22 protein-coding genes and 1 riboswitch are annotated in these 19,398 nt (G+C 72.7%); of the genes, 14 read left to right on the plus strand and 8 right to left on the minus strand.

Translation table 11 applies throughout. The annotated features are described in order from the left end of the window. Window positions 1-30 precede the first annotated feature (30 nt). The 6 genes from D2L64_RS21380 (at window position 31) to D2L64_RS21405 (ending at window position 5,654) form a co-directional block, all read left to right on the plus strand. Window positions 31-1,089 (plus strand): PhoH family protein, encoded by a 1,059-nt coding sequence (locus D2L64_RS21380; RefSeq protein WP_119578994.1) that lies wholly within the window; start codon window positions 31-33, stop codon window positions 1,087-1,089. A 15-nt stretch (window positions 1,090-1,104) separates the two neighbouring features. Beyond that, the gene (ybeY, locus tag D2L64_RS21385) at window positions 1,105-1,578 is read left to right on the plus strand and encodes an rRNA maturation RNase YbeY (RefSeq protein WP_119578995.1); all 474 of its coding nucleotides are present in this window, start codon (window positions 1,105-1,107) and stop codon (window positions 1,576-1,578) included. Continuing rightward, window positions 1,554-2,960 (plus strand): hemolysin family protein, encoded by a 1,407-nt coding sequence (locus tag D2L64_RS21390; RefSeq protein ID WP_199714697.1) that lies wholly within the window; start codon window positions 1,554-1,556, stop codon window positions 2,958-2,960. The genes ybeY and D2L64_RS21390 overlap by 25 nt, the downstream gene beginning before the upstream one ends. Continuing rightward, window positions 2,953-3,330, plus strand: a complete 378-nt coding sequence (locus D2L64_RS21395; RefSeq protein ID WP_119578997.1) for a cytidine deaminase — start codon at window positions 2,953-2,955, stop codon at window positions 3,328-3,330. Before D2L64_RS21390 ends, D2L64_RS21395 begins: the two co-directional genes overlap by 8 nt. Beyond that, the gene (gene era / locus D2L64_RS21400) at window positions 3,327-4,235 is read left to right on the plus strand and encodes a GTPase Era (protein WP_233559077.1); all 909 of its coding nucleotides are present in this window, start codon (window positions 3,327-3,329) and stop codon (window positions 4,233-4,235) included. The genes D2L64_RS21395 and era overlap by 4 nt, the downstream gene beginning before the upstream one ends. Before the next feature lie 183 nt (window positions 4,236-4,418). After that, window positions 4,419-5,654, plus strand: a complete 1,236-nt coding sequence (locus D2L64_RS21405) for an acyltransferase family protein (RefSeq protein ID WP_233559078.1) — start codon at window positions 4,419-4,421, stop codon at window positions 5,652-5,654. Here the strand turns inward: D2L64_RS21405 and D2L64_RS21410 are convergent. Then, window positions 5,641-6,453 (minus strand): DUF4097 family beta strand repeat-containing protein, encoded by an 813-nt coding sequence (locus tag D2L64_RS21410; protein ID WP_119578998.1) that lies wholly within the window; start codon window positions 6,451-6,453, stop codon window positions 5,641-5,643. The two genes, D2L64_RS21405 and D2L64_RS21410, sit on opposite strands and share 14 nt — an antisense overlap. A gap of 125 nt (window positions 6,454-6,578) precedes the next feature. On the opposite strand from D2L64_RS21410, the gene recO reads away from it, so the two are divergent. From recO to D2L64_RS21425, 3 genes are all read left to right on the plus strand, one after another. Then, window positions 6,579-7,427 (plus strand): DNA repair protein RecO, encoded by an 849-nt coding sequence (gene recO, locus D2L64_RS21415; RefSeq protein WP_119578999.1) that lies wholly within the window; start codon window positions 6,579-6,581, stop codon window positions 7,425-7,427. Between the two features lie 32 nt (window positions 7,428-7,459). Next, window positions 7,460-8,236, plus strand: coding sequence for an isoprenyl transferase (locus D2L64_RS21420; RefSeq protein WP_199714699.1), 777 nt, complete (start codon window positions 7,460-7,462; stop codon window positions 8,234-8,236). A 64-nt stretch (window positions 8,237-8,300) separates the two neighbouring features. Next, window positions 8,301-8,486 carry a hypothetical protein gene (locus tag D2L64_RS21425; RefSeq protein ID WP_119579001.1) on the plus strand — a complete coding sequence of 62 codons (186 nt, stop codon included), beginning with the start codon at window positions 8,301-8,303 and terminating at the stop codon, window positions 8,484-8,486. Between the two features lie 66 nt (window positions 8,487-8,552). Here the strand turns inward: D2L64_RS21425 and gndA are convergent, their stop codons facing one another. The 4 genes from gndA to D2L64_RS21445 all read right to left on the minus strand — a co-directional run bounded on the left by gndA (window position 8,553) and on the right by D2L64_RS21445 (window position 13,279). Continuing rightward, window positions 8,553-9,998 carry an NADP-dependent phosphogluconate dehydrogenase gene (gene gndA, locus D2L64_RS21430; protein WP_119579033.1) on the minus strand — a complete coding sequence of 482 codons (1,446 nt, stop codon included), beginning with the start codon at window positions 9,996-9,998 and terminating at the stop codon, window positions 8,553-8,555. A 298-nt stretch (window positions 9,999-10,296) separates the two neighbouring features. Then, the gene (locus tag D2L64_RS21435) at window positions 10,297-11,097 is read right to left on the minus strand and encodes an energy-coupling factor transporter transmembrane component T family protein (RefSeq protein WP_119579002.1); all 801 of its coding nucleotides are present in this window, start codon (window positions 11,095-11,097) and stop codon (window positions 10,297-10,299) included. Then, window positions 11,094-12,608, minus strand: a complete 1,515-nt coding sequence (locus D2L64_RS21440; RefSeq protein ID WP_119579003.1) for an ABC transporter ATP-binding protein — start codon at window positions 12,606-12,608, stop codon at window positions 11,094-11,096. Before D2L64_RS21440 ends, D2L64_RS21435 begins: the two co-directional genes overlap by 4 nt. A gap of 80 nt (window positions 12,609-12,688) precedes the next feature. Then, a complete protein-coding gene (locus D2L64_RS21445) occupies window positions 12,689-13,279 on the minus strand; it encodes an ECF transporter S component (protein ID WP_119579004.1) in 591 nt (196 codons plus the stop codon). Between the two features lie 67 nt (window positions 13,280-13,346). Beyond that, a riboswitch (TPP riboswitch) is annotated at window positions 13,347-13,451 on the minus strand. 293 nt (window positions 13,452-13,744) lie between these two features. Between D2L64_RS21445 and D2L64_RS21450 the strand changes: the two genes are divergently transcribed. The 5 genes from D2L64_RS21450 to D2L64_RS21470 all read left to right on the plus strand — a co-directional run bounded on the left by D2L64_RS21450 (window position 13,745) and on the right by D2L64_RS21470 (window position 17,822). Then, the gene (locus D2L64_RS21450; RefSeq protein WP_407663157.1) at window positions 13,745-14,752 is read left to right on the plus strand and encodes a permease; all 1,008 of its coding nucleotides are present in this window, start codon (window positions 13,745-13,747) and stop codon (window positions 14,750-14,752) included. Beyond that, window positions 14,749-15,513, plus strand: coding sequence for a TIGR03943 family putative permease subunit (locus D2L64_RS21455; RefSeq protein ID WP_119579005.1), 765 nt, complete (start codon window positions 14,749-14,751; stop codon window positions 15,511-15,513). The genes D2L64_RS21450 and D2L64_RS21455 overlap by 4 nt, the downstream gene beginning before the upstream one ends. 30 nt (window positions 15,514-15,543) lie before the next feature. Continuing rightward, window positions 15,544-16,374 (plus strand): alpha/beta fold hydrolase, encoded by an 831-nt coding sequence (locus tag D2L64_RS21460; protein WP_119579006.1) that lies wholly within the window; start codon window positions 15,544-15,546, stop codon window positions 16,372-16,374. Window positions 16,375-16,424: 50 nt separating this feature from the next. Further along, a complete protein-coding gene (locus D2L64_RS21465; RefSeq protein WP_119579035.1) occupies window positions 16,425-17,174 on the plus strand; it encodes a sugar isomerase domain-containing protein in 750 nt (249 codons plus the stop codon). Window positions 17,175-17,321: 147 nt separating this feature from the next. Further along, complete coding sequence (locus D2L64_RS21470; protein ID WP_119579007.1) at window positions 17,322-17,822, plus strand: DUF6328 family protein; 501 nt, start codon at window positions 17,322-17,324, stop codon at window positions 17,820-17,822. Between the two features lie 56 nt (window positions 17,823-17,878). Here D2L64_RS21470 and D2L64_RS21475 read toward each other — a convergent pair whose 3' ends face one another. The 3 genes from D2L64_RS21475 to D2L64_RS21485 form a co-directional block, all read right to left on the minus strand. After that, the gene (locus D2L64_RS21475; protein WP_119579008.1) at window positions 17,879-18,487 is read right to left on the minus strand and encodes a hypothetical protein; all 609 of its coding nucleotides are present in this window, start codon (window positions 18,485-18,487) and stop codon (window positions 17,879-17,881) included. 167 nt (window positions 18,488-18,654) lie between these two features. Continuing rightward, on the minus strand, window positions 18,655-19,053 hold the full coding sequence (locus tag D2L64_RS21480) for a Fur family transcriptional regulator (protein WP_119579009.1): 399 nt from the start codon (window positions 19,051-19,053) through the stop codon (window positions 18,655-18,657). A 39-nt stretch (window positions 19,054-19,092) separates the two neighbouring features. Beyond that, complete coding sequence (locus tag D2L64_RS21485; RefSeq protein WP_119579010.1) at window positions 19,093-19,392, minus strand: ArsR/SmtB family transcription factor; 300 nt, start codon at window positions 19,390-19,392, stop codon at window positions 19,093-19,095. Window positions 19,393-19,398: the final 6 nt, after the last annotated feature.

Here is a 19,398-nt window from a genome sequence, read left to right on the forward strand (position 1 = left end):
CAGGTGGCGCAGGGCCCCTCGGCCCGACCTATGACCGGCACCCCACCTCCCGGCCCGCCCCGGGTGCAGACCAGGATCACGGTCCCCGACTCGAAGATCATGGTCAACCTGCTGGGCGCGGGTGACGAGATCCTGCGACTGGTCGAGCGTTCGGTGAACAGCGACGTGCACGTGCGGGGTAATGAGATCACCATCACCGGCGCGCCCGCTGACAACGCCGTCGCCGAGCGGCTCTTCGGTGAACTGCTCGAGCTCATCGAGAAAGGCGAGACCCTGACCACAGACGCCGTCCGGCGTACCGTCGGCATGCTCGAACAGGGCGGCGCCGAGCGGCCCGCCGAGGTGCTCACCCTGAACATCCTCTCCCGGCGCGGGCGCACCATCCGGCCCAAGACGCTGGGACAGAAGCGGTACGTCGACGCCATCGACGCGCACACCATCGTCTTCGGCATCGGCCCGGCCGGCACCGGCAAGACCTACCTCGCGATGGCGAAGGCGGTCCAGGCGCTACAGGCCAAGCAGATCAACCGGATCATCCTGACCCGGCCGGCGGTCGAGGCGGGGGAGCGGCTGGGCTTCCTGCCCGGCACGCTGAACGAGAAGATCGACCCGTACCTGCGCCCGCTCTACGACGCGCTGCACGACATGCTCGACCCGGAGACGATCCCGAAGCTGATGGCGGCGGGCACCATCGAGGTCGCCCCGCTGGCATACATGCGGGGCCGTACGCTCAACGACGCGTTCATCATCCTGGACGAGGCGCAGAACACCACGCCAGAGCAGATGAAGATGTTCCTCACCCGGCTCGGCTTCGGCTCCAAGATCGTGGTCACCGGTGACGTCACCCAGGTGGACCTGCCGGGCGGCACGACCAGCGGGCTGCGGGTGGTGCAGGAGATCCTGAACGGGGTGGAGGACGTGCACTTCGCGCGGTTGTCCAGCGCCGACGTGGTGCGGCACCGACTGGTCGGCGAGATCGTCGACGCGTACGCCCGGTGGGACGCCGAGCGGGAGAACCAGCAGGGGCAGGGCGTACACGCGGTGCCCGGGCGTAGTGCCCAGGGCAACCGCGCCGGCCGGCGCCGCTAAGACCGAGGGAAGAAAGTGTCCATCGAGATCGCCAACGAGTCGGGTGTCGTGGTCGACACCGACGCCGTGCTCGCCGTCGCCCGGCACGCCCTGGACGAGATGGGGGTCAACCCGCTCGCCGAGCTGTCCGTGCTGCTGGTCGACGTCGCCTACATGACGGACCTGAACCACCGCTGGATGGGTGGTGACGGTCCGACCGACGTGCTCGCCTTCCCCATGGACGAGGGCAGCGTCGACCACGGTCCAGGTGAGAACGCCGCCGCCGGTGGTGAACCGGCGCTGCTCGGTGACATCGTGCTCTGCCCGGAGGTGGCGGCGAAACAGGCGGCGGCCGCCGGGCACAGCTCCGACGACGAGCTGCACCTGCTCACCGTGCACGGTGTCCTGCACCTGCTCGGCTACGACCACGCGGAGCCGGAGGAGGAGCGGGAGATGTTCGGGCTCCAGGCCCGGCTGTTGTCCAGCTGGCGGTCGACCCGCACCCGGTGATGGATACCTCGCTGGCCGCGCCCGCCACCGGCCTTCCCGATCTGCAACTGCTCGTCTTCGCCGCCGGGCTGGTGGTGCTCGCCGGCCTCATCGCGATGACCGAGGCGGCCCTGGCCGCCGTCTCGCCGGCCCGCGCCGCCGAGCTGGCTCGGGACGGGGCCCGGGGCGCGGCCACCCTGCAGACCGTCGCCGCTGACGTGGTCCGGCACCTGAACCTGTTGTTGCTGCTCCGGCTGCTCGCCGAGTTGACCGCCACCACGCTGGTGGCGCTGGTCGCGGTGGACACCTTCGGGGCGGGCTGGCGGGCGGCGCTGGTCACCGCCGGGGCGATGACCGTGGTCAGTTTCGTCGTGGTCGGGGTGGGTCCGCGTACCCTCGGCCGGCAGCACGCGTACACGGTGGGTCGGTTCGCCGCGCCGCTGGTGCGCTGGCTGGGCCGGGTACTCAATCCCCTCGCGTCGCTGCTGATCCTGATCGGCAACGCGGTCACCCCGGGGCGCGGCTTCCGGGAGGGGCCGTTCGCCACCCAGGTCGAGCTGCGTGAGCTGGTCGACCTCGCCGAGCAGCGGGGGGTCGTCGAGCACGGCGAGCGGCAGATGATCCATTCGGTCTTCGCCCTCGGTGACACCATCGCCCGCGAGGTCATGGTGCCGCGTACCGAGATGGTGTGGATCGAGTCCGGCAAGACGCTCGGCCAGGCCCTGGCGCTCTTCCTGCGTTCCGGCTTCTCCCGGATCCCGGTGATCGGCGAGAGCGTCGACGACGTGCTCGGCGTGCTCTATCTCAAGGATCTCGTCCGGCGTACCCAGGGCGGTGCCGCGGAGGACCGCCAGCTGCCGGTGGCCGAGCTGATGCGACCGGCGACCTTCGTGCCGGAGTCCAAGCCCGTAGACGACCTGCTGTCGGAGATGCAGGCGGCCCGCAACCACCTGGTGATCGTCGTGGACGAGTACGGTGGCACCGGCGGGCTGGTCACCATCGAGGACATCCTTGAGGAGATCGTCGGGGAGATCACCGACGAGTACGACGTGGAACGCCCACCCGTCGAGCAGCTGCCCGACGGCGAGGTGCGGGTCACCGCCCGGCTGCCGGTGGAGGACCTCGGCGAGTTGTTCGACACCGAGCTGCCGCACGACGAGGTGGAGACCGTGGGCGGTCTGCTCGCCCAGTCCCTCGGGCGGGTGCCGATCCCGGGTGCCGAGGTCGAGGTGGCCGGGCTCCGGCTGCTCGCCGAGGGGACCACCGGCCGGCGCAACCGGATCGACACGGTGCTGGTGCGCCGGGCGGAGCCGGCCGACGCGCAGGACAACCCGGGTGGTGGGCCGTCCGCCCTCCGGGGCGACACCGATCGATCAGAGGAGAGGCAGTCCGCCGATGCCTGAGTCACCCGCCGTACCAGCCGCTCGACCCGTCGGCTCCGAGCTGAGCGCGGAGGACGCCAAGCTGGTCATCCTCGCCCGGGGGGCCCGGGGTCGGGTGGGCGCCGTGGAGGGCGCCGCCGTGCGGGACCAGGACGGCCGTACGTACGCGGCGGCCAGCGTGTCGCTGCCCTCGCTGGTGATCACCGCGCTCCAGCTGGCGGTCGCCTCCGCGGCGGCGGCCGGCGCGACCCGGCTGGAGGCGGCGGTGGTGGTCACCGAGGCGTCCACCCTGGACGGTGCCGGGTACGCGGCGGTGCGGGACCTGGCCGCCGACGCGCCGGTGCACCTGGCCGCGCCGGACGGCACGGTGCTGGGCACGGTGACCGAGTGAGCGCCGGTGGCGGCGGGGTGCAGCGGCAGCCGTACCGGGCGGGGTTCGCCTGTTTCGTCGGGCGGCCCAACGCCGGCAAGTCCACGTTGACCAACGCGATCGTCGGGCAGAAGATCGCCATCACCTCGAACAAGCCGCAGACCACCCGGCACGTCATCCGGGCGGTGCTGCACCGGCCGGACTCGCAGCTGGTGCTGGTGGACACGCCGGGTCTGCACCGGCCGCGGACGCTGCTCGGCGAGCGGCTCAACGATCTGGTCCGGCAGACCTGGAGCGAGGTCGACGTGATCGGCCTGTGCATCCCGGCCGACGAGGCGATCGGTCGGGGCGACCGGTTCATCACCGGCGAGTTGGCGGAGCTGAAGGCGACCGTGCTGGCGGTGGTCACCAAGACCGACCTGGTCGACAAGAAGCGGCTGGCCGAACAGTTGCTGGCGGTCACCGAGCTGGGTGAGTTCGCCGAGGTGGTGCCGGTCAGCGCGGTCTCCGGGCACCAGGTGGACACGCTGGTCGAGGTGATGACGCGGTACCTGCCGGAGTCGCCGCAGCTCTACCCGGACGACATGCTCACCGACGACCCGGAGCAGGTGCTGGTCGCGGAGCTGATCCGGGAGGCCGCGCTGGAGGGGGTGCGGGACGAGCTGCCGCACTCGATCGCGGTGGTGGTGGAGGAGATGATCCCCGAGGGGCGGCTCACGAAGATCTACGCCGACGTGTACGTGGAGCGGCCGAGCCAGAAGGCGATCGTGATCGGTCACCGGGGGAGTCGGCTCAAGGAGGTCGGCACCGCCGCCCGGCGGCAGATCGAGGAGCTGTTGGGTACCCGGATCTACCTCGACCTGCATGTTCGGGTGGCCAAGGACTGGCAGCGCGACCCGAAGCAGCTGCGCAAGCTCGGCTTCTGAGCGGCGTCGGGTAGCGTCCGGAAACGGTCCGCCGGATCGGACGTCCGGTGCTTGGCGGCGCTGGTCGGCACCGGTCAGGCATATGGGAAGTTTCACTATCCGGGCGGGACGCTGGCAGTTTCGCGGGTGCGCCCCGGAGGGTAGGTGGGGTATGCCTCTGCCCCCGGATATAGATGCAGGCTGATGCGAAACCGTTACCTGGACCTGCTCCGCTTCCTGGCCATCGTGCGGGTCGTCGTCTACCACGTCACCGGCTGGGCGTCGTTGACGCTGCTGTTCCCGGCGATGTCGGTGATGTTCGCCCTGGCCGGCTCGCTGATGGCGGCCTCGCTGCACCGGTCCGGACCCACCGCGGTCGGCCGCCGGCTGCGTCGGCTGTTGCCGTCGCTGTGGGTGGTGGCGGCGGTCTTCGTGCCGGCGATGCTGCTCACCGGGCTGCCGCTGACGCCGAAGGTGTTGCTCTGGCTCTTCCCGGTGTCCGACCCGCCGGCCAACTACTGGGGTGCGCTGGCGCTCAGCCCGATCTGGTACCTGCGGGACTACCTCTGGTTCGTCCTCGCCTCGCCGATCGCCCTCTGGCTGTTCCGGCGGTTCCCGCTGCCCACCCTGCTCGCCCCGTACTGCCTGCTGCTGGCGATCGAGCTGGGCATCTACCCGAACGCGCCCGGGGTGCTGCGCGAGTTCGGCCTCTACTTCGGCGCCTGGCTGCTGGGCTTCGCCCACCAGGCCGGCATGCTGCGCCGCCTGGCCAACCGGGTACTGGTGCCGACCGTGCTCGTCCTCGCCGGGGTCGGCGGTGCCTGGATCCTGGCCCACCCCGGACCGCGCGGCTACGACCTGAACGACAACCCGCTCGGCAATGCCCTCTGGTCGGCCGCGTTCATCCTGGTCGCGTTGGGTCGGGCCCCGTCGACCGCGCACTGGGTCGACCGCAACGAGCTGTTCGGTCGTGCGGTGACCGTGCTGAACCGCCGGGCGTTGACCGTCTACCTGTGGCACATGGCGTTCGTGGTGGCGCTCACCCCGCTGGTGGACGTGGTCGGCTGGTCGCACCAGGATCCGCTGGGCCTGGCGATCCGGATCGCGCTGGTCTTCCTGCTGGTCGGCGTGGTCACCGCGCTGGTCGGTTGGGTCGAGGACGTGGCCGCGCAGCGGCCCGCGGAGCTGATCCCCGGTGGGCGCCGTCCGGCGTCGTTGCCCGCCGCCCGCCACCACGCGGAGTCCCGTCGCGGCGAGGAGCCCGACCGGACCGCCCGACCGGCCGGCGACTCCCCGCCGGTCGAGGCCGGGCGTGCCGCCGAGGCACCGCCGGTGGGGGCCGCACGTGCCGCCGGAGCACCGGCGGCACGGGTCGGCGAGGGCCGGGAGGACGGCGTACCGGGTCAGCGTGGTCGCGGCGGCCAGGTCAACGCGGAATGACGGTGATGTCGCCGCTGCCGGTCCGCACGTCGAGCACCAGGGCGGCGGCCGGATCGTTCGGCACGGACACGTCCACGTCACCGGAGCCGGCCTGCGACCGGATCTGGTAGGGGCCGTCCGGCACCCGCAGTTCGACGTGACCGCTCGACGCGTGGGCCCGGGCCGAGGCGGGGCGGTCCAGTTCGATGGTGACGTTGCCCGACCTGGCCTGCGCGTCGACCTCGCCACCGAGCCGGGTGGCGTCAATGTCCCCGGAGTTGGCCCGCAGCATCAGGGTGGCGGCGACGTCGTACACCTCGATGTTGCCGGAGCCGCTCTCCACCCGGACCGGGCCGGCGGCGCCGGCCACCCGCACGTCGCCGGAGCCGACCGTGATCTCGACCTGGCCGACCCGGCTCAGGTCGACGTTGCCGGAGCGGGTCTCACCCTGCACCCGCACCCCCTCGCCGGTGATCACCTCGTAGGAGACGCTGCACCGGGGGCCGCACGAGGTGTCCAGCACCAGTTCGGTGCCCTTGATCTCGTACGTGGTCCCCGGCTGGTCGCCCTGGTAACGCACCACCCGCTTGATGCGGACCTGATCCGGGCGGCTGTCGGCGCGGATCACCACGTCACCGGAGCCGGGCAGGAGCCGGACGCTGGTGATCCGGACCTGCTCGGTGGTGTCGTAGTCGAGCCGGCTGAACGAGAGGTTGTCACACCCGGCGAGGACGATCAGGGCGGCGGCCGCGGCGAGCGCCACGCCGGTCCGGCGGATGGCGGCGGGTCGAGCGACGGCGGCGGTCCGGTGCTGAGCCATGCGAGCACGCTACGGCCGGTCCCGGTCGGCGCACATCCGGGTTCGTCGGCACCGTTACCCCGAGCGGACCCTGAAATCCGACCCGGGGTCGGACCGGGGATCCGGCCGGGAGGGAGAATGGCGCGATGGCCGGGTACCGCCGACAGCTCTACCGCGACGACGCGGTGGTGCTGCGTGTCCAGAAGCTCGGCGAGTCGGATCGGATCATCACCCTGCTCACCCGGCGGCACGGCCGGCTGCGGGCGGTCGCCCGGGGCGTACGCCGGACCACCTCGAAGTTCGGTGCCCGGCTGGAACCGTTCGGGCACGTCGACCTGCAACTCGCCGGTGACCCCAAGGGGGAGTTGGGCAGTTCGCTGCACAGCGTCAGCCAGGTCGAGGGGATCGACCTGTACGGCAAGCGGTTCCTCGGTGACTACCCCCGTTACACGGCGGCCAGCGCGATCGCCGAGACCGCCGAGCGGCTCACCCCGGTGGAGCGGGAACCGTCGCTGCGGCTGTTCCAGCTCACCCTGGGGGCGCTGAAGGCACTGGCCGAGGGCGACCACGCCACCACCCTGGTGCTCGACGCGTACCTGCTGCGGGGGATGACCCTGGCCGGTTGGGCGCCGGCGCTGATCGCCTGCGCGGTCTGCGGCACCCCCGGGCGGCACCGGGCCTTCTCCGTGCCGGCCGGCGGCGCGGTCTGCCCGGACTGCCGCCCCCCCGGCGCCGCGCACCCGGCGCCGGCCACCATCGACCTGATGTCCGCGCTTGTCGTCGGTGACTGGCGGGTCGCCGACGCCACCGAGAACCCGGTCCGCCGGGAGTGCAGCGGCCTGGTCGCGGCGCACCTGCAGTGGCATCTGGAACGCGCGTTACGCTCGCTGCCGCTGGTCGACCGGGGCGGCCCGACGACCGCCGCGGCCCGGCCGTCGGGCGGGTCGGCGCCCGAGCGGGCGACGCAGGACGTGAGCAGGGAGAGAACCGAGTGATCCGAGCCAGCAGGTCCGGCCGGCGCGAGCCGGTGCCGCCGACCCCGCATCCGTCGGGTGCCCGGCCACCGGCGTTGCCGGCGGGTGCGGTGCCGCAGCACGTCGCCGTGGTGATGGACGGCAACGGCCGGTGGGCCAAGGACCGTGGGCTGCCCCGCACCAAGGGGCACGAGGCGGGGGAGTTCTCCCTCTTCGACACCGTCGAGGGCGCCATCGAGCTGGGCATCCCCTACCTGTCCGCGTACGCCTTCTCCACCGAGAACTGGCGGCGCTCGCCGGACGAGGTCCGGTTCCTGATGGGGTTCAACCGGGACGTCATCCGGCGCCGCCGGGACCAACTCGTCGACCTCGGCGTACGGGTGGTCTGGTCGGGTCGGGCCGGGCGACTGTGGAAGAGCGTCATCTCCGAGTTGCAGACCGCCGAGGAGATGTCCCGGGGCAACTCGACGCTGACCCTCCAGTTCTGCGTCAACTACGGCGGGCAGGCGGAGATCGCCGACGCCGCCGCCGCGATCGCCCGGGACGTGGCCGCCGGCCGGCTGGACCCGGGCAAGGTCACCGAGAAGACCATCGGGCGTTACCTGTACCACCCCGAGGTGCCCGAGGTGGACCTGTTCCTGCGGCCCTCCGGCGAGCAGCGCACCTCGAACTTCCTGCTCTGGCAGAGCGCGTACGCGGAGCTGGTCTTCCTGGACACGCTCTGGCCCGACTTCGACCGCCGGCACCTGTGGTACGCCTGCGAGCTGTACGCCCAACGGGACCGTCGCTTCGGTGGCGCGTTGCCCAACCCGGTGGCGCCGACCACCTGACGCTTAGCGTCCGACCGAACTGGGTACCACCGCTGATAGCAGCCACTGACGGAGGTGAACCCACATGATCCGCAAGCGCGTTGCCCAGTGGGCGGTGATGGCCGTGGCGGTTCCGGTGGCGGCAGCCGGTGCCCGCCGGCTCAGCCAGTCGCTGGAGTCCCGGCGTGGCCCGTCGCGGGCCAGTCGTCTGCTCAGCCAGGGAGCCGACATGATCCGTCCGCAGAAGGCCAAGCGTCGCCGCTTCTTCTGACCGACGTAACGGCCGCCCGGCTCCCGTTCGCGGGGGCCGGGCGGCCGTCGGGCGCGCGGGGGTGGGTCAGGCTTCGACCTCGGCGCGGTCGGGGGTGGCCCACAGGGTGTGGAAGGAGCCGTCGCGGTCGGTGCGGCGGTAGGTGTGCGCCCCGAAGTTGTCGCGCAGGCCCTGGATGAGGGCGGCCGGCAGCCGCTCGGCGCGCAGCGCGTCGAAGTACGACAGGGACGAGGCGAAGGCGGGCGTCGGCACACCGGCCCGGGCCGCGTCGGCCACCACCCGCCGCCAGCTCGGCACCCCGTCGCGTACGGTGTCGGCGAACCACGGCGCCACCAGCAGGGTGGGCAGCTCCGGCTGCTCGTCGTAGGCCTGCTTGATCCGGTCCAGGAAGCGGGCCCGGATGATGCAGCCGCCCCGCCAGATGGTCGCCGTGCCGCCCAGGTCGATGTTCCAGTCGTACTCGGCGCTGCCGGCGCGGATCTGGTCGAAGCCCTGGGCGTACGCGACGATCTTGGAGGCGAGCAGCGCCCGGCGGACATCCTCGACGAACGCCTCCCGGTCGGCGACCTGCCACTTCTCGCCGGGCTCCGGGAAGGCCCGGACCGCGGCCGCGCGCTGGTCGACGTGCCCGGACAGTGACCGGGCGAAGGTCGCCTCGGCGATACCGGTGATCGGGATGCCCAGGTCCAGGGCGATCTGGACGGTCCAGCGGCCGGTGCCCTTCTGCTCGGCCCGGTCCTGCACCACGTCCACGAACGCCTCACCGGTGGCGGCGTCGGTGTGCGCCAGCACGTCGGCGGTGATCTCGATCAGGAAGGACTCCAGCTCGCCGGTGTTCCACTCCCGGAAGATCTCCGCGATCTCCGACGGGGTGGCGCCCAGCCCGGCCCGCAGCAGGTCGTACGCCTCGGCGATGAGCTGCATGTCGGCGTACTCGATGCCGTTGTGGACCATCTTGACGAAGTGCCCGGCACCGTCCGGCCCGACGTGCTGGCAGCACGGCTCACCGTCGACCTGCGCGGCGATCTTCTCGAAGATCGGCCCGAGTTTGCGGTACGACTCGGCCGAGCCGCCCGGCATGATGCTCGGCCCCCACAGTGCACCCTCCTCACCACCAGAGACGCCGGTGCCGACGAAGTGCAGGCCCTGGGCCCGCAGCGCCTCCTCCCGGCGGCGGGTGTCGGCGAAGTGCGCGTTGCCGCAGTCGATGATGATGTCGCCCGCTTCGAGTAGCGGCACCAACTCGTCGATCACGGCGTCGGTGGGGCCGCCCGCCTTGACCATGATGATCACCGCGCGGGGGCGTTCCAGCGCGGCGACGAAGTCCGCCAGGGACTCCGTGGGGACGAACGTGCCCTCGTCGCCGTGCTCCGCCACCAGCGACCGGGTCCGCTCGGGCGAGCGGTTGTGCAACGCCACGGTGAAGCCGTTGCGGGCCAGGTTCCGGGCCAGGTTCCGGCCCATCACCGCCAGCCCGGTCACACCGATCTGCGCTGTAGCCCGATCCGCCATCTCGTCGCCACCTTCCACCGTCTACCTGTAGTGCTGCGACGGTATCGCGGTCCGGTCCGGCCGTGCGCCGTCCCCCCACGGCTGGTCATCAGGTGGTCGCACAACGCTCGCCGGCACCCGTGGTCGGTGGTGCTGCCGCCAGCCTGGCCGGTGGTGTGACACGAGGTGACCGGCTACGGCGGGCGGATCGTCACCGGCCGCCGCGTGGCTGACCGGCCGGTGCGTCCCGTGTGAACGCAGGTGGGTAGATCTGTTGTCGCTGGAACGACAACAGATCTACCCACCACGGTCGCAGGGTTCAGCCGACCAGCGGGCGGAAGGTGCCGAGTGCGACGCTGACGCCCAGCGCCGCGCTGGCCACCACCGTCGCGGCGACGACCAGCAGCCAGTCGGCCGCACCGAAGTGCTGCCGGCGGGCGACGGTACGCGGCACTCCGGCGTCGAAGCCGCGTGCGTCCATCGCCACCGCCAGCCGGGTGCCCCGGCGGATCGCCCCGACCAGCAGCGTGAACGCGGTGGACACGAACAGCCGCAGCTTCGCCACCGGGTTGCGTCCCGCCTCCACGGCGCGTGCCCGACGGGCCATGACGATCATCTGCCACTCCTGCCCGAGCAGCGGCAGCAGCCGGAACGCCGCCAGCGCGCCGATCGCGAACCGGGCCGGTGCGCGGGCGTTCTGCACCAGCGCGTCGGCCAGGTCGGTGGGATCGGTGGTGGCGAAGACGATCACGCCGGGCAGGGCCACCGCGAACAGGCGCAGCACCAGGCCGAGGGCGGTGAGCAGCACCGTCGAGGTGACCACGACCGGCCCGGCGTCGAGCAGCACCCGGCCCGACCGGTCCGCGGCGAAGAGCACCAGCGTGACCAGGACACCGACGGCGGCGGCCAGCAGCGGCCAGACCCGGCGGAACAGTACCCGGTAACGCACGCCGAACAACGGCAGGACCGCCAACTCGATCGTGATCGCGATGGCCGGTGCGACCGGGTCCAGCGTGGCCAGCAGCGGGACCGCGAACAGCAGCGCTGCCGCCAGCTTGGCCACCGGATTGCGCCGGGCCAGCGGCGCGTCCGGCCGGGCGACCGGTTCGAGGCCGATCATCGGTACCCCGCCGGAGTCGCTGGCGGCGGAGGTTCGGGGGACGGGGCGGTCACGGACGGGGCGGTCGGCGCCACCGGCGGCGCGACTCCGGTGTCCGGCGGGCGGGCCAGGGTCAGGGTCCGGTCGGCCAGCGCGGCCACGAACTCGGCGTCGTGGGTGACCGCCACCAGGGCGTGACCGGCGTCGCGCAGCTCCGCGAACAGGTCCACCAACTCCCGCCAGGTGCGCCGGTCCTGGCCGAAGGTGGGCTCGTCGCAGACCAGCAGCCGGGGCGCGGTGGCCAGGGCGGTCGCCACACTCAGCCGTCGCGCCTCCCCGCCGGAGAGGGTGTACGGGTTCGCCCCGGCCAGCCGGTCCAACCGCAGCCGCTGCAGCAGCTCGTCGACGCGCCGGCGGACCGCCGCCTCGCTGGCACCGGTACGCCGGGGGCCGAGCGCCAACTCGTCGAAGACCGTGCCGGTGACGAACTGGTGCTCCGGGTTCTGGAACACCGAACCGATCCGGCGGGCCAGCGCGGGTGCCCGCCAGCGGTGCGGCGGCGTACGGGCGTCCGCCCCGGCCAGGCCGGCGTCGGCCACCAGTCGCCCGGTGCCCGGCTTGAGCAGCCCGCCGAGCAGCAGGGCGAGGGTGGACTTGCCGGCGCCGTTGGGACCGAGCACGGCCAGCGCCGCACCGGCGCGTACCGCCAGGTCGGTGGCGGCCAGCCGGGGCGGCTGACCGAGCCGGTCGGCGGTGAGCAGCACCTCGCCCGGCGGGTTGCCGGCCCGGCGGGCCGGGACCTGGCGGCCGGGCACCCAGACCCCGTCGGCGGCGAGCGCGTCACCGTGGTCGGTGAAGACGGCATCCGGCGGGCCGTCGACGCGGACCCCGCCACCGGCGTCGAGCACCACCACCCGGTCGACCAGCGGGAGGGCGTCGGCCACCCGGTGCTCGACCAGGATCAGCGTGGTGTCGTCGTCGACCGCGCGGGAGATGGCGGCGCGGACCAGGTCGGCCCCGGCCGGATCGAGGTTGGCGGTGGGCTCGTCGAGCAGCAGCAGGTCGGGGCGGAGCGCGAGCACCCCGGCCAGGGCGAGCCGCTGCTGCTCGCCGCCGGAGAGCGCCGCGGTGGGGCGGTGCCGGTGGTACGGGAAGCCGACCCGGTGCAGGGCCTCGTCCACCCGGGGCCAGATCTCCCCAGCGGGTACGCCCTGGTTCTCCAGCCCGAACGCCACGTCGTCGCCGCTGCGGGCCATGACCAGCTGGGACTGTGGATCCTGGAAGACGATGCCGACCCGTTCGCGGGTCTGCGCCGGTGGCCGGCCGTCGATCTCGATGCTGCCCTCCCGCTCACCGGAGTCCTCCGGCAGCAGCCCGGCCAACGCGGCGAGCAGGGTGCTCTTGCCGGCGCCGGAGGGCCCGAGCAGTAGTACCCGTTCGCCGTGTCGGACCCGCAGGTCCACGCCGCGTACCGCCCAGGCCCGGCGCCCGGCGTGGCGCCAGCCGAAGCCGCGCAGCCGCACCTCGCCCACCTGCCCACCCCCGCTCTCCGTACCCGACCCGTCGATGGCGGCCCGGTGGAGCCGGCCGGACCGGCTCCACCGGGCCAGGGTCAGACCAGGTTCCGCTCGCGGCCGGCGGGGAAGCGGTCCAGCACGCCGGTGCCGGCGAGCGCCCTGGTGAGCGCGTAGCCGCCGGCACCGGCGACCACGGTGGCACTGAGTACGGTGAGCAGCGCGTACGGGATGCGGTAGGTGCCCAGCTCGTACGCGGCGTTCCAGGCGAAGAAGTCGAACAGGGCGGCACCGAGGCCGGTCAGCGCACCGGCGAGCAGCGCCGTGGGCAGTCGGAACGAGCGGTACCGGAAGGCGGCGAAGGCCGCTTCCGCGCCGAGGCCCTGGATCAGTCCCTGCACGATGGTGATGGCGCCCCACTCGGAGCCCAGCAGCGCGGAGACCGTCGCCGCGACCGCCTCGCAGAACAGCGCGGCACCCGGCTTGCGGATGATCAACCCGCCGAGCACCGCCGGCACCAGCCAGACGCCGTACATGACGGCCTGGCTGGCGGGGAAGAAGGCGAAGGTCGGGTCGACCGCCCGCCAGAGCAGGCCCCACGCCCAGAAGATCACGCCGAAGCCGACGGCGATCACCGCGGCCACGACGATGTCGACGGTTCGCCACCGGGTGGTGGTCGATTGACTCATGATTGCTCCCAGTCCGTGTCGAACCAGGTAAGACGCACGCCCGTCCGGCGTCGCCGGACGAAGGCGGGCTGGAGGTGGACCGAACTCCCTGCGCTGGCATTACCCAGATCAGGTTCGAGGGTCTGCGGGCGGACCCGCACTCTCAGCGCTGTGCGCTCCCCTGTCGGAGGTGAAGTTGTCTCGCAGACGCTAGCACCTGAGAAGATCGACAGACAATGTGATCTCCGCAGGTCACGACCGTGCCGTCCCCGGGCCGCTGTCGACCCGCCCACTTCCGTGACATTCGTCGACGTCATCGAGGCTCGGGCGGTAGTCTCGGTCGGCCGATCCGGACGGGCCGAAGGGCGACAGGTGACCACAGCGCACGATCGCGGCGGCCCGACCACAGCGCACGATCGCGGCGCCCCCACCACAAGGCCCGACCAGGCCGGCGAGCGGGGAGATCGGTCGGGTGGTCCGGTGGGCCTGGCTGCCCCGCCGGCCCCGGAGCCGACCGGTACGGGCGGTTCCCGCCGCTGGCTCGGTGACCGGATCGGCTCGGTCGAGGTACTGGCCGCCCTGCTGATCCTGCTGATCATCTTCCGGGATCCGCTGGCCGGCATGCTCGACGACCCGCGCCTACAGACCTGGACCACCGTCTTCGTCTCGATCATGGTGCAGGCGGTGCCGTTCCTGGTCTTCGGGGTGCTGCTCTCCGCCGTGATCGCGGTCTTCGTACCCCGGTCGTTCTGGGCCCGGGCGCTGCCCCGGCATCCGGCCCTCGCGGTGCCCGCCGCCAGCGCGGCCGGGGTGGTGCTGCCGGGCTGCGAGTGCGGGTCGGTGCCGATCGCCGGCTCGCTGATCCGGCGTGGCGTCACCCCGGCCGCCGCGCTGGCCTTCCTGCTCGCCGCACCGGCGGTCAACCCGATCGTGCTGACCGCGACCGCCGTGGCCTTCCCCGGCAACCCCGAGCTGGTCCTCGCCCGCGGCGTCGCCAGCCTGGTGGTCGCCATGGTGATGGGCTGGCTCTGGCTGCGGCTGGGCCGCACCGAGTGGATCAGGATGCCGCGCCGGCCGGAACTGGAGGACGCATCCCGGGGGCGGGCCTTCTGGGGCGCCGTCCGGCACGACGTGACGCACGCCGGTGGCTTCCTGGTGCTCGGCGCGATGGCCGCCGCCAGCATCAACGTGCTGGTGCCCGAGCGGTGGTTGCAACGCCTCGCCGACAACGCCTGGCTGTCCATCCTGGCCCTGGCGCTGCTCGCGGTGCTGCTGTCGCTCTGCTCGGAGGCCGACGCCTTCGTCGCCGCCTCGCTGTCACAGTTCTCTCTTACGTCCCGACTGGTCTTCCTGGTGGTGGGGCCGATGGTCGACCTCAAACTGATCGCCATGCAGGCCGGCGTGTTCGGCCGCCGGTTCGCGCTCCGCTTCGCGCCGACCACCTTCGCGGTGGCCGTACTGGTCGCCGTCGCGGCCGGGGCGGTGCTGCTGTGAACCGGCAGGCGCAGGCGGTGATCCTGCTGCTGCTCGGCGGCGCCGTGATCCGGGCCAGTATCACCGACCTCTACCTGCGGTACGTCAAGGAGGGGCTGCGCCCCTTCCTGATCGCCGCCGGACTGCTGCTGGTGGTCGCCGCGATCATGACCCTCTGGTACGAGCTGCGCCCGTCCGCCGCGCGCACCACCGTTCCGGCGACACCCGTTCCGGGGACGCCCGACCCGGCGGGCGGTGTCGGCGCGGCCCACGGGCACACCCACCACGAGCCGCGGGTGGGCTGGCTGCTCATCCTGCCGGTACTCGGACTGCTGCTGGTCGCCCCGCCGGCCCTCGGGTCGTACGCGGTCAGTCAGGCCGGAAGCACGGTGAGCGCCCCGCGGGAGTCCGACTACCCACCCCTGCCCGAGGGCGATCCGGTGCAGGTGAGCGTCCTGGACTACGCGGCCCGGGCACTGTTCGACCGGGGTACGTCGATCGGCGACCGGCGGGTGCGACTCACCGGCTTCATCGCCACCGGCCCCGACGGCGAGCCGATCCTGGCCCGGATGGTGCTGTCCTGCTGCGCGGCCGACGGACGCCCGGTCAAGCTCGGGCTCACCGGCGACGTGCCGGCCGGGCTGCCCGACGACAGTTGGGTCGAGGTGGTCGGCCGGTACACCGACCGGCTCGGCCGAGACCCGGTCAACGACGCCGAGATCCCGTACCTGGACGTCGAGTCGTGGCGGGAGGTCCCCGTCCCGAAGCAACAGTACGACTGACCGCGCGCACCCCTGGGTAGGCTGCGGAGCATGCAGATCGATGCCCGGGGAATGCGGTTCGAGGTCACCGTCGGCGGTCCGGAACACGGGGAACCGCTGCTGCTGCTGCACGGCTTCCCGCAGCACTCCGGCGAGTGGAACGACGTGTTGCCGACGCTGCATGCCGGAGGTCTGCGCAGCTACGCCCTCGACCAGCGCGGCTACTCGCCCGGCGCGCGGCCGGCGGCCGTCGAGGCGTACCGGCTGGCGGAGCTGGTGGCCGACGCGGTGGCCGTACTGGACGCGCTCGGCGTCGACGCCGCCCACGTGGTGGGCCACGACTGGGGCGCCGTCGTCGGTTGGGCGCTGGCCGCCGGCCACCCCGACCGGGTCCGTACCCTGACCGCCGTCTCCGTGCCGCATCCGGCCGCCATGGCGTACGCGCTGGCCGAGGATCCGCAGCAGAAGGCGCGCTCGGCCTACATGATGCTGTTCCGCCGGCAAGGGGTGGCCGAGAAGACGCTGCTGGCCCTGAACGCCGGTGGGCTGCGCCGGCTGCTGCGTGGGGTCGGCGACGCCGCGCGGACGGCCGCGTACGTCGAACCGATGCGCGAGCCCGGCGCCCTGACCGCGGCGCTGAACTGGTACCGGGCGATGTCCCGGACCGACCTGGCGGCGGTCGGCCCGGTGACCGTGCCGACCACCTTCGTGTGGAGCGACCGGGATCCGGCGATCGGCCGCGCCGCCGCCGAGGCGTGTGCCGGCCAGGTGCGCGGGGACTACCGGTTCGTCGAGTTGGCCGGGGTCGGCCACTGGATCCCGGACCAGGTGCCGACGCCGCTGGCCGAGACGATCCTGGCCCGGGTACGTTCCACCGCCTGACCGGGCTCTTGGCCGGTGGCGGGGTGGGTTACCGAGGAAGCGGAGTGAACATGACGTTGAGCGCCGACGGCTACCTGGCGACGGTGACCGCCACCATGAACCGGGTGGCGCGGAGCCAGCGGGACCAGGTGACCCGCGCCGCCGACCTGATCGCCGCGGCGATCCGGGCCGACGGGGTGGTGCACGCCTTCGGCACCGGCCACTCCGAGGCGCTGGCGATGGAGATCGCCGGCCGGGCCGGCGGGCTGGTGCCGACCAACCGGATCGCCCTGCGCGACCTGGTGCTGCACGGCGGTGCGCCGGTCGACGTGTTGGGGCCGAAACTGGAGCGGGATCCGACCGTCGCCCACCGGCTCTACGACCTCGCCCCGATCGGCCCCGCCGATGTCTTCGTACTCGCCTCGAACTCGGGGGTGAACGGGGCGATGGTGGAGTTCGCCGCCCTGGTACGCGAGCGCGGACACCGGCTGGTGGCGATCACCTCGGCGGAACACTCGGCCCGGATGGAGTCCCGCCATCCGTCGGGCCGTAAGCTCGCCGACTTCGCCGACGTGGTGCTGGACAACGGCGCACCGTACGGCGACGCGACCCTGCCGCTGCCCGACGGCGGCGCGGTCGGCGCGGTCTCCTCGATCACCGCCGCGCTGCTGGCCCAGCAGATCGTGGTCGAGGTGGTGGCCCGGCTACTGGCCACCGGCGACCGTCCACCGGTGTACCTGTCGGCCAACATCGCCGGTGGCGACGCGCACAACGACGCCCTGGAGGCCCGGTACGCGGGCCGGATCCGCCGCGGCTCCTGACGGGCCGGCGCTGGTCGCGTGGTGCCCGGTCCGGCGTGCCTTCAGCGGGGTACTCCGAGCCGGTTTCGGATCGGCGGCCGTGGGGCATCAGCGTTGCCGCCGCCGGGGACTGGCCACCGGCGGCAGCCGTACCCCCGGAGGTCCGCGGTGTCGAAGGAAACCGAGAAGCAGCGGTGGCAGCGCAACTTCGCCGACCTGTTGCAGGAGCTGCGGGTCGCGCAGACCGGCGTGCAGATCCTCTTCGCCTTTCTGCTCACCCTGCCGTTCAGCAACGGCTTCGACAGCACCACCCCGTTCCAGCGCGACGTCTACATCATCGCGTTGCTCGCGGCAGCCGGCGCCACCGCGATGATCATCTCGCCGGTGGCCTTCCACCGGGCGTTGTTCCGCCAGGGCCGCAAACCCGAGTTGGTGCGGTTCGCCCACCGGATGGCCTCTGGCGGGCTGGCGTTCATGCTGGTCGCGATGGTCAGCTCGGTGCTGTTGATCACCGACTTCGTGCTGGCCCGGCCGATCGCCTTCCTGCTCAGCGCGGTGACCGGACTCTGGTTCCTCACCTTCTGGCTGGTCCTGCCGTTCTCCCGGCGTAGCTGGGGCGACGACGACATCGACGACGAGGAGGACCCCAGCGGCCTCGCGAACGGCTGAACGCGGCGGGCGACCCAGCCTCGTCGGTCATCGGCTGGCCGGTTCTCGGCTGGCGGTCACCGGTTGGGCGGTCGAAGGCCGAGGCGGCGCAGCTCCAGCGCCGCCAGACTCTCCATGGTGGAATCGTCGCCGCGCCGCCAGGCCTCGGCGACGTCGGGGTGGATGCCGGCCAGCTTGCCGAGCGGCTGGGTGGCCAGCGCCCGCAGGGCGAGCAGATCCCGTCCGGCCGGGGCGGTGGCCAGCTTCGCCGCCGCGTCGGCCCGGCGCATCCACCGTACGCGCAGCGGCAGCCAACCGAAGACCACCAGCGCGAGCGGGACGAACAGCGCGGTCCCGGTGAGCGCCAAGGCGAGTTGGTCCACCACCTCCTGCTGGTCCCGTCCCGCCTCGGCCAGAGATCGGGCGGCGCCGGCGGCCCGCTCGAACGGCCCGGTCAGTTCATCGCCGACCAGTGGCACCCGGCCGACCTTGCCGCCGGCGTCGGCCAGGTTGTCGGCCAGCCCGCCGCCGGCCCCCTCCAGCTTCTGCCCGGGTACGGCAAGCTTCTGCACCAGGTCGTGCAGCCACATGGCGGCGCGGATCGTCACGTACACCCAGGCGACAACGAGCAGGTCGGTGAGGAACTGGCGGAGCGCGGTCGGGAAACGATCAGCGTAGATCTTCACGCCGCCCAGCGTCCCACGCTCTCCCGCCCTCAGACACCCCCTGCCCCCGCCCCGCCTCGCCCGCCTCCTGCCCACCCGGCGATCTTGCGCTTCGGGTCGCCAGGTTGCCCCTTTCGTGGCCTTTGCCGCGACCGAAAGTGCAAGATCGTGGGGCGTGGGGCGTGGGGTTAGGGGGTGCAGGTGGGGCAGGTGCCGAAGATCTCGAGGGTGTGGCTGACGTCGGTGAAGCCGTGTTGGGCGGCCACCCGGTCGGCCCAGCTCTCCACCGTCGGGCCGGCCACCTCCACGGTCCGGCCGCAGGCACGGCAGACCAGGTGGTGGTGATGGCCCTCGCTGCACCGGCGGTAGAGGTGCTCCCCGCCCGGCGGGCGCATCACGTCGATCTCGCCCGCGTCGGCCAGCCCCTGCAGGGTGCGGTAGACGGTGGTCAGGCCGACCCGCTCGCCCCGGTCACGCAGCATCGCGTGCAGATCCTGTGCACTGTGGAAGCCTTCCACCTCGGCCAGTAGCGCGCTCACCGCCGAACGCTGGCGGGTGTTGCGGACGGCCGCACCACTCTCACTCATGCCGGCCCTCCGCCGCGCTGCGGGTCTCGCTAAGCCCGCTCATGATCCCTCCCCGGCGTGGCTGACCGCGTCGGCCACGATGTGCGCGACATGCTCGTCGACCAGGGCGTACGCGATCTCCCGGCCGCGCCGGGAACCGCGTACCACGCCGGCGCCGCGCAACACCCGCAGGTGTTGGGACACCAGTGGTTGGGCGACGCCGAGCTTGTCCACCAACTCGTGTACGCAGCGTTCCCCGGCGGCCAGTTCGCTGACGATGGCCAGCCGGATCGGCGCGGAGAGGGCGCGCAGCAACTCGCTGGCACCCTCGTACGCCTCGTAGCCCGCTCCGCTGGTCACCGTGCA

It is taken from the genome of Micromonospora radicis (assembly GCF_003583405.1).
GTDB classification, from domain to species: Bacteria; Actinomycetota; Actinomycetes; order Mycobacteriales; family Micromonosporaceae; genus Micromonospora; species Micromonospora radicis.

Coding starts and splice junctions, on each gene's coding strand:
- D2L64_RS21380 (WP_119578994.1), top strand. CDS start 31: ATGACCGGCACCCCACCTCCCGGCCCGCCCCGGGTGCAGACCAGGATC.
- D2L64_RS21395 (WP_119578997.1), top strand. CDS start 2,953: ATGCCTGAGTCACCCGCCGTACCAGCCGCTCGACCCGTCGGCTCCGAG.
- D2L64_RS21405 (WP_233559078.1), top strand. CDS start 4,419: ATGCGAAACCGTTACCTGGACCTGCTCCGCTTCCTGGCCATCGTGCGG.
- D2L64_RS21410 (WP_119578998.1), bottom strand. CDS start 6,453: ATGGCTCAGCACCGGACCGCCGCCGTCGCTCGACCCGCCGCCATCCGC.
- recO (WP_119578999.1), top strand. CDS start 6,579: ATGGCCGGGTACCGCCGACAGCTCTACCGCGACGACGCGGTGGTGCTG.
- D2L64_RS21425 (WP_119579001.1), top strand. CDS start 8,301: ATGATCCGCAAGCGCGTTGCCCAGTGGGCGGTGATGGCCGTGGCGGTT.
- gndA (WP_119579033.1), bottom strand. CDS start 9,998: ATGGCGGATCGGGCTACAGCGCAGATCGGTGTGACCGGGCTGGCGGTG.
- D2L64_RS21435 (WP_119579002.1), bottom strand. CDS start 11,097: ATGATCGGCCTCGAACCGGTCGCCCGGCCGGACGCGCCGCTGGCCCGG.
- D2L64_RS21445 (WP_119579004.1), bottom strand. CDS start 13,279: ATGAGTCAATCGACCACCACCCGGTGGCGAACCGTCGACATCGTCGTG.
- D2L64_RS21460 (WP_119579006.1), top strand. CDS start 15,544: ATGCAGATCGATGCCCGGGGAATGCGGTTCGAGGTCACCGTCGGCGGT.
- D2L64_RS21465 (WP_119579035.1), top strand. CDS start 16,425: ATGACGTTGAGCGCCGACGGCTACCTGGCGACGGTGACCGCCACCATG.
- D2L64_RS21480 (WP_119579009.1), bottom strand. CDS start 19,053: ATGAGTGAGAGTGGTGCGGCCGTCCGCAACACCCGCCAGCGTTCGGCG.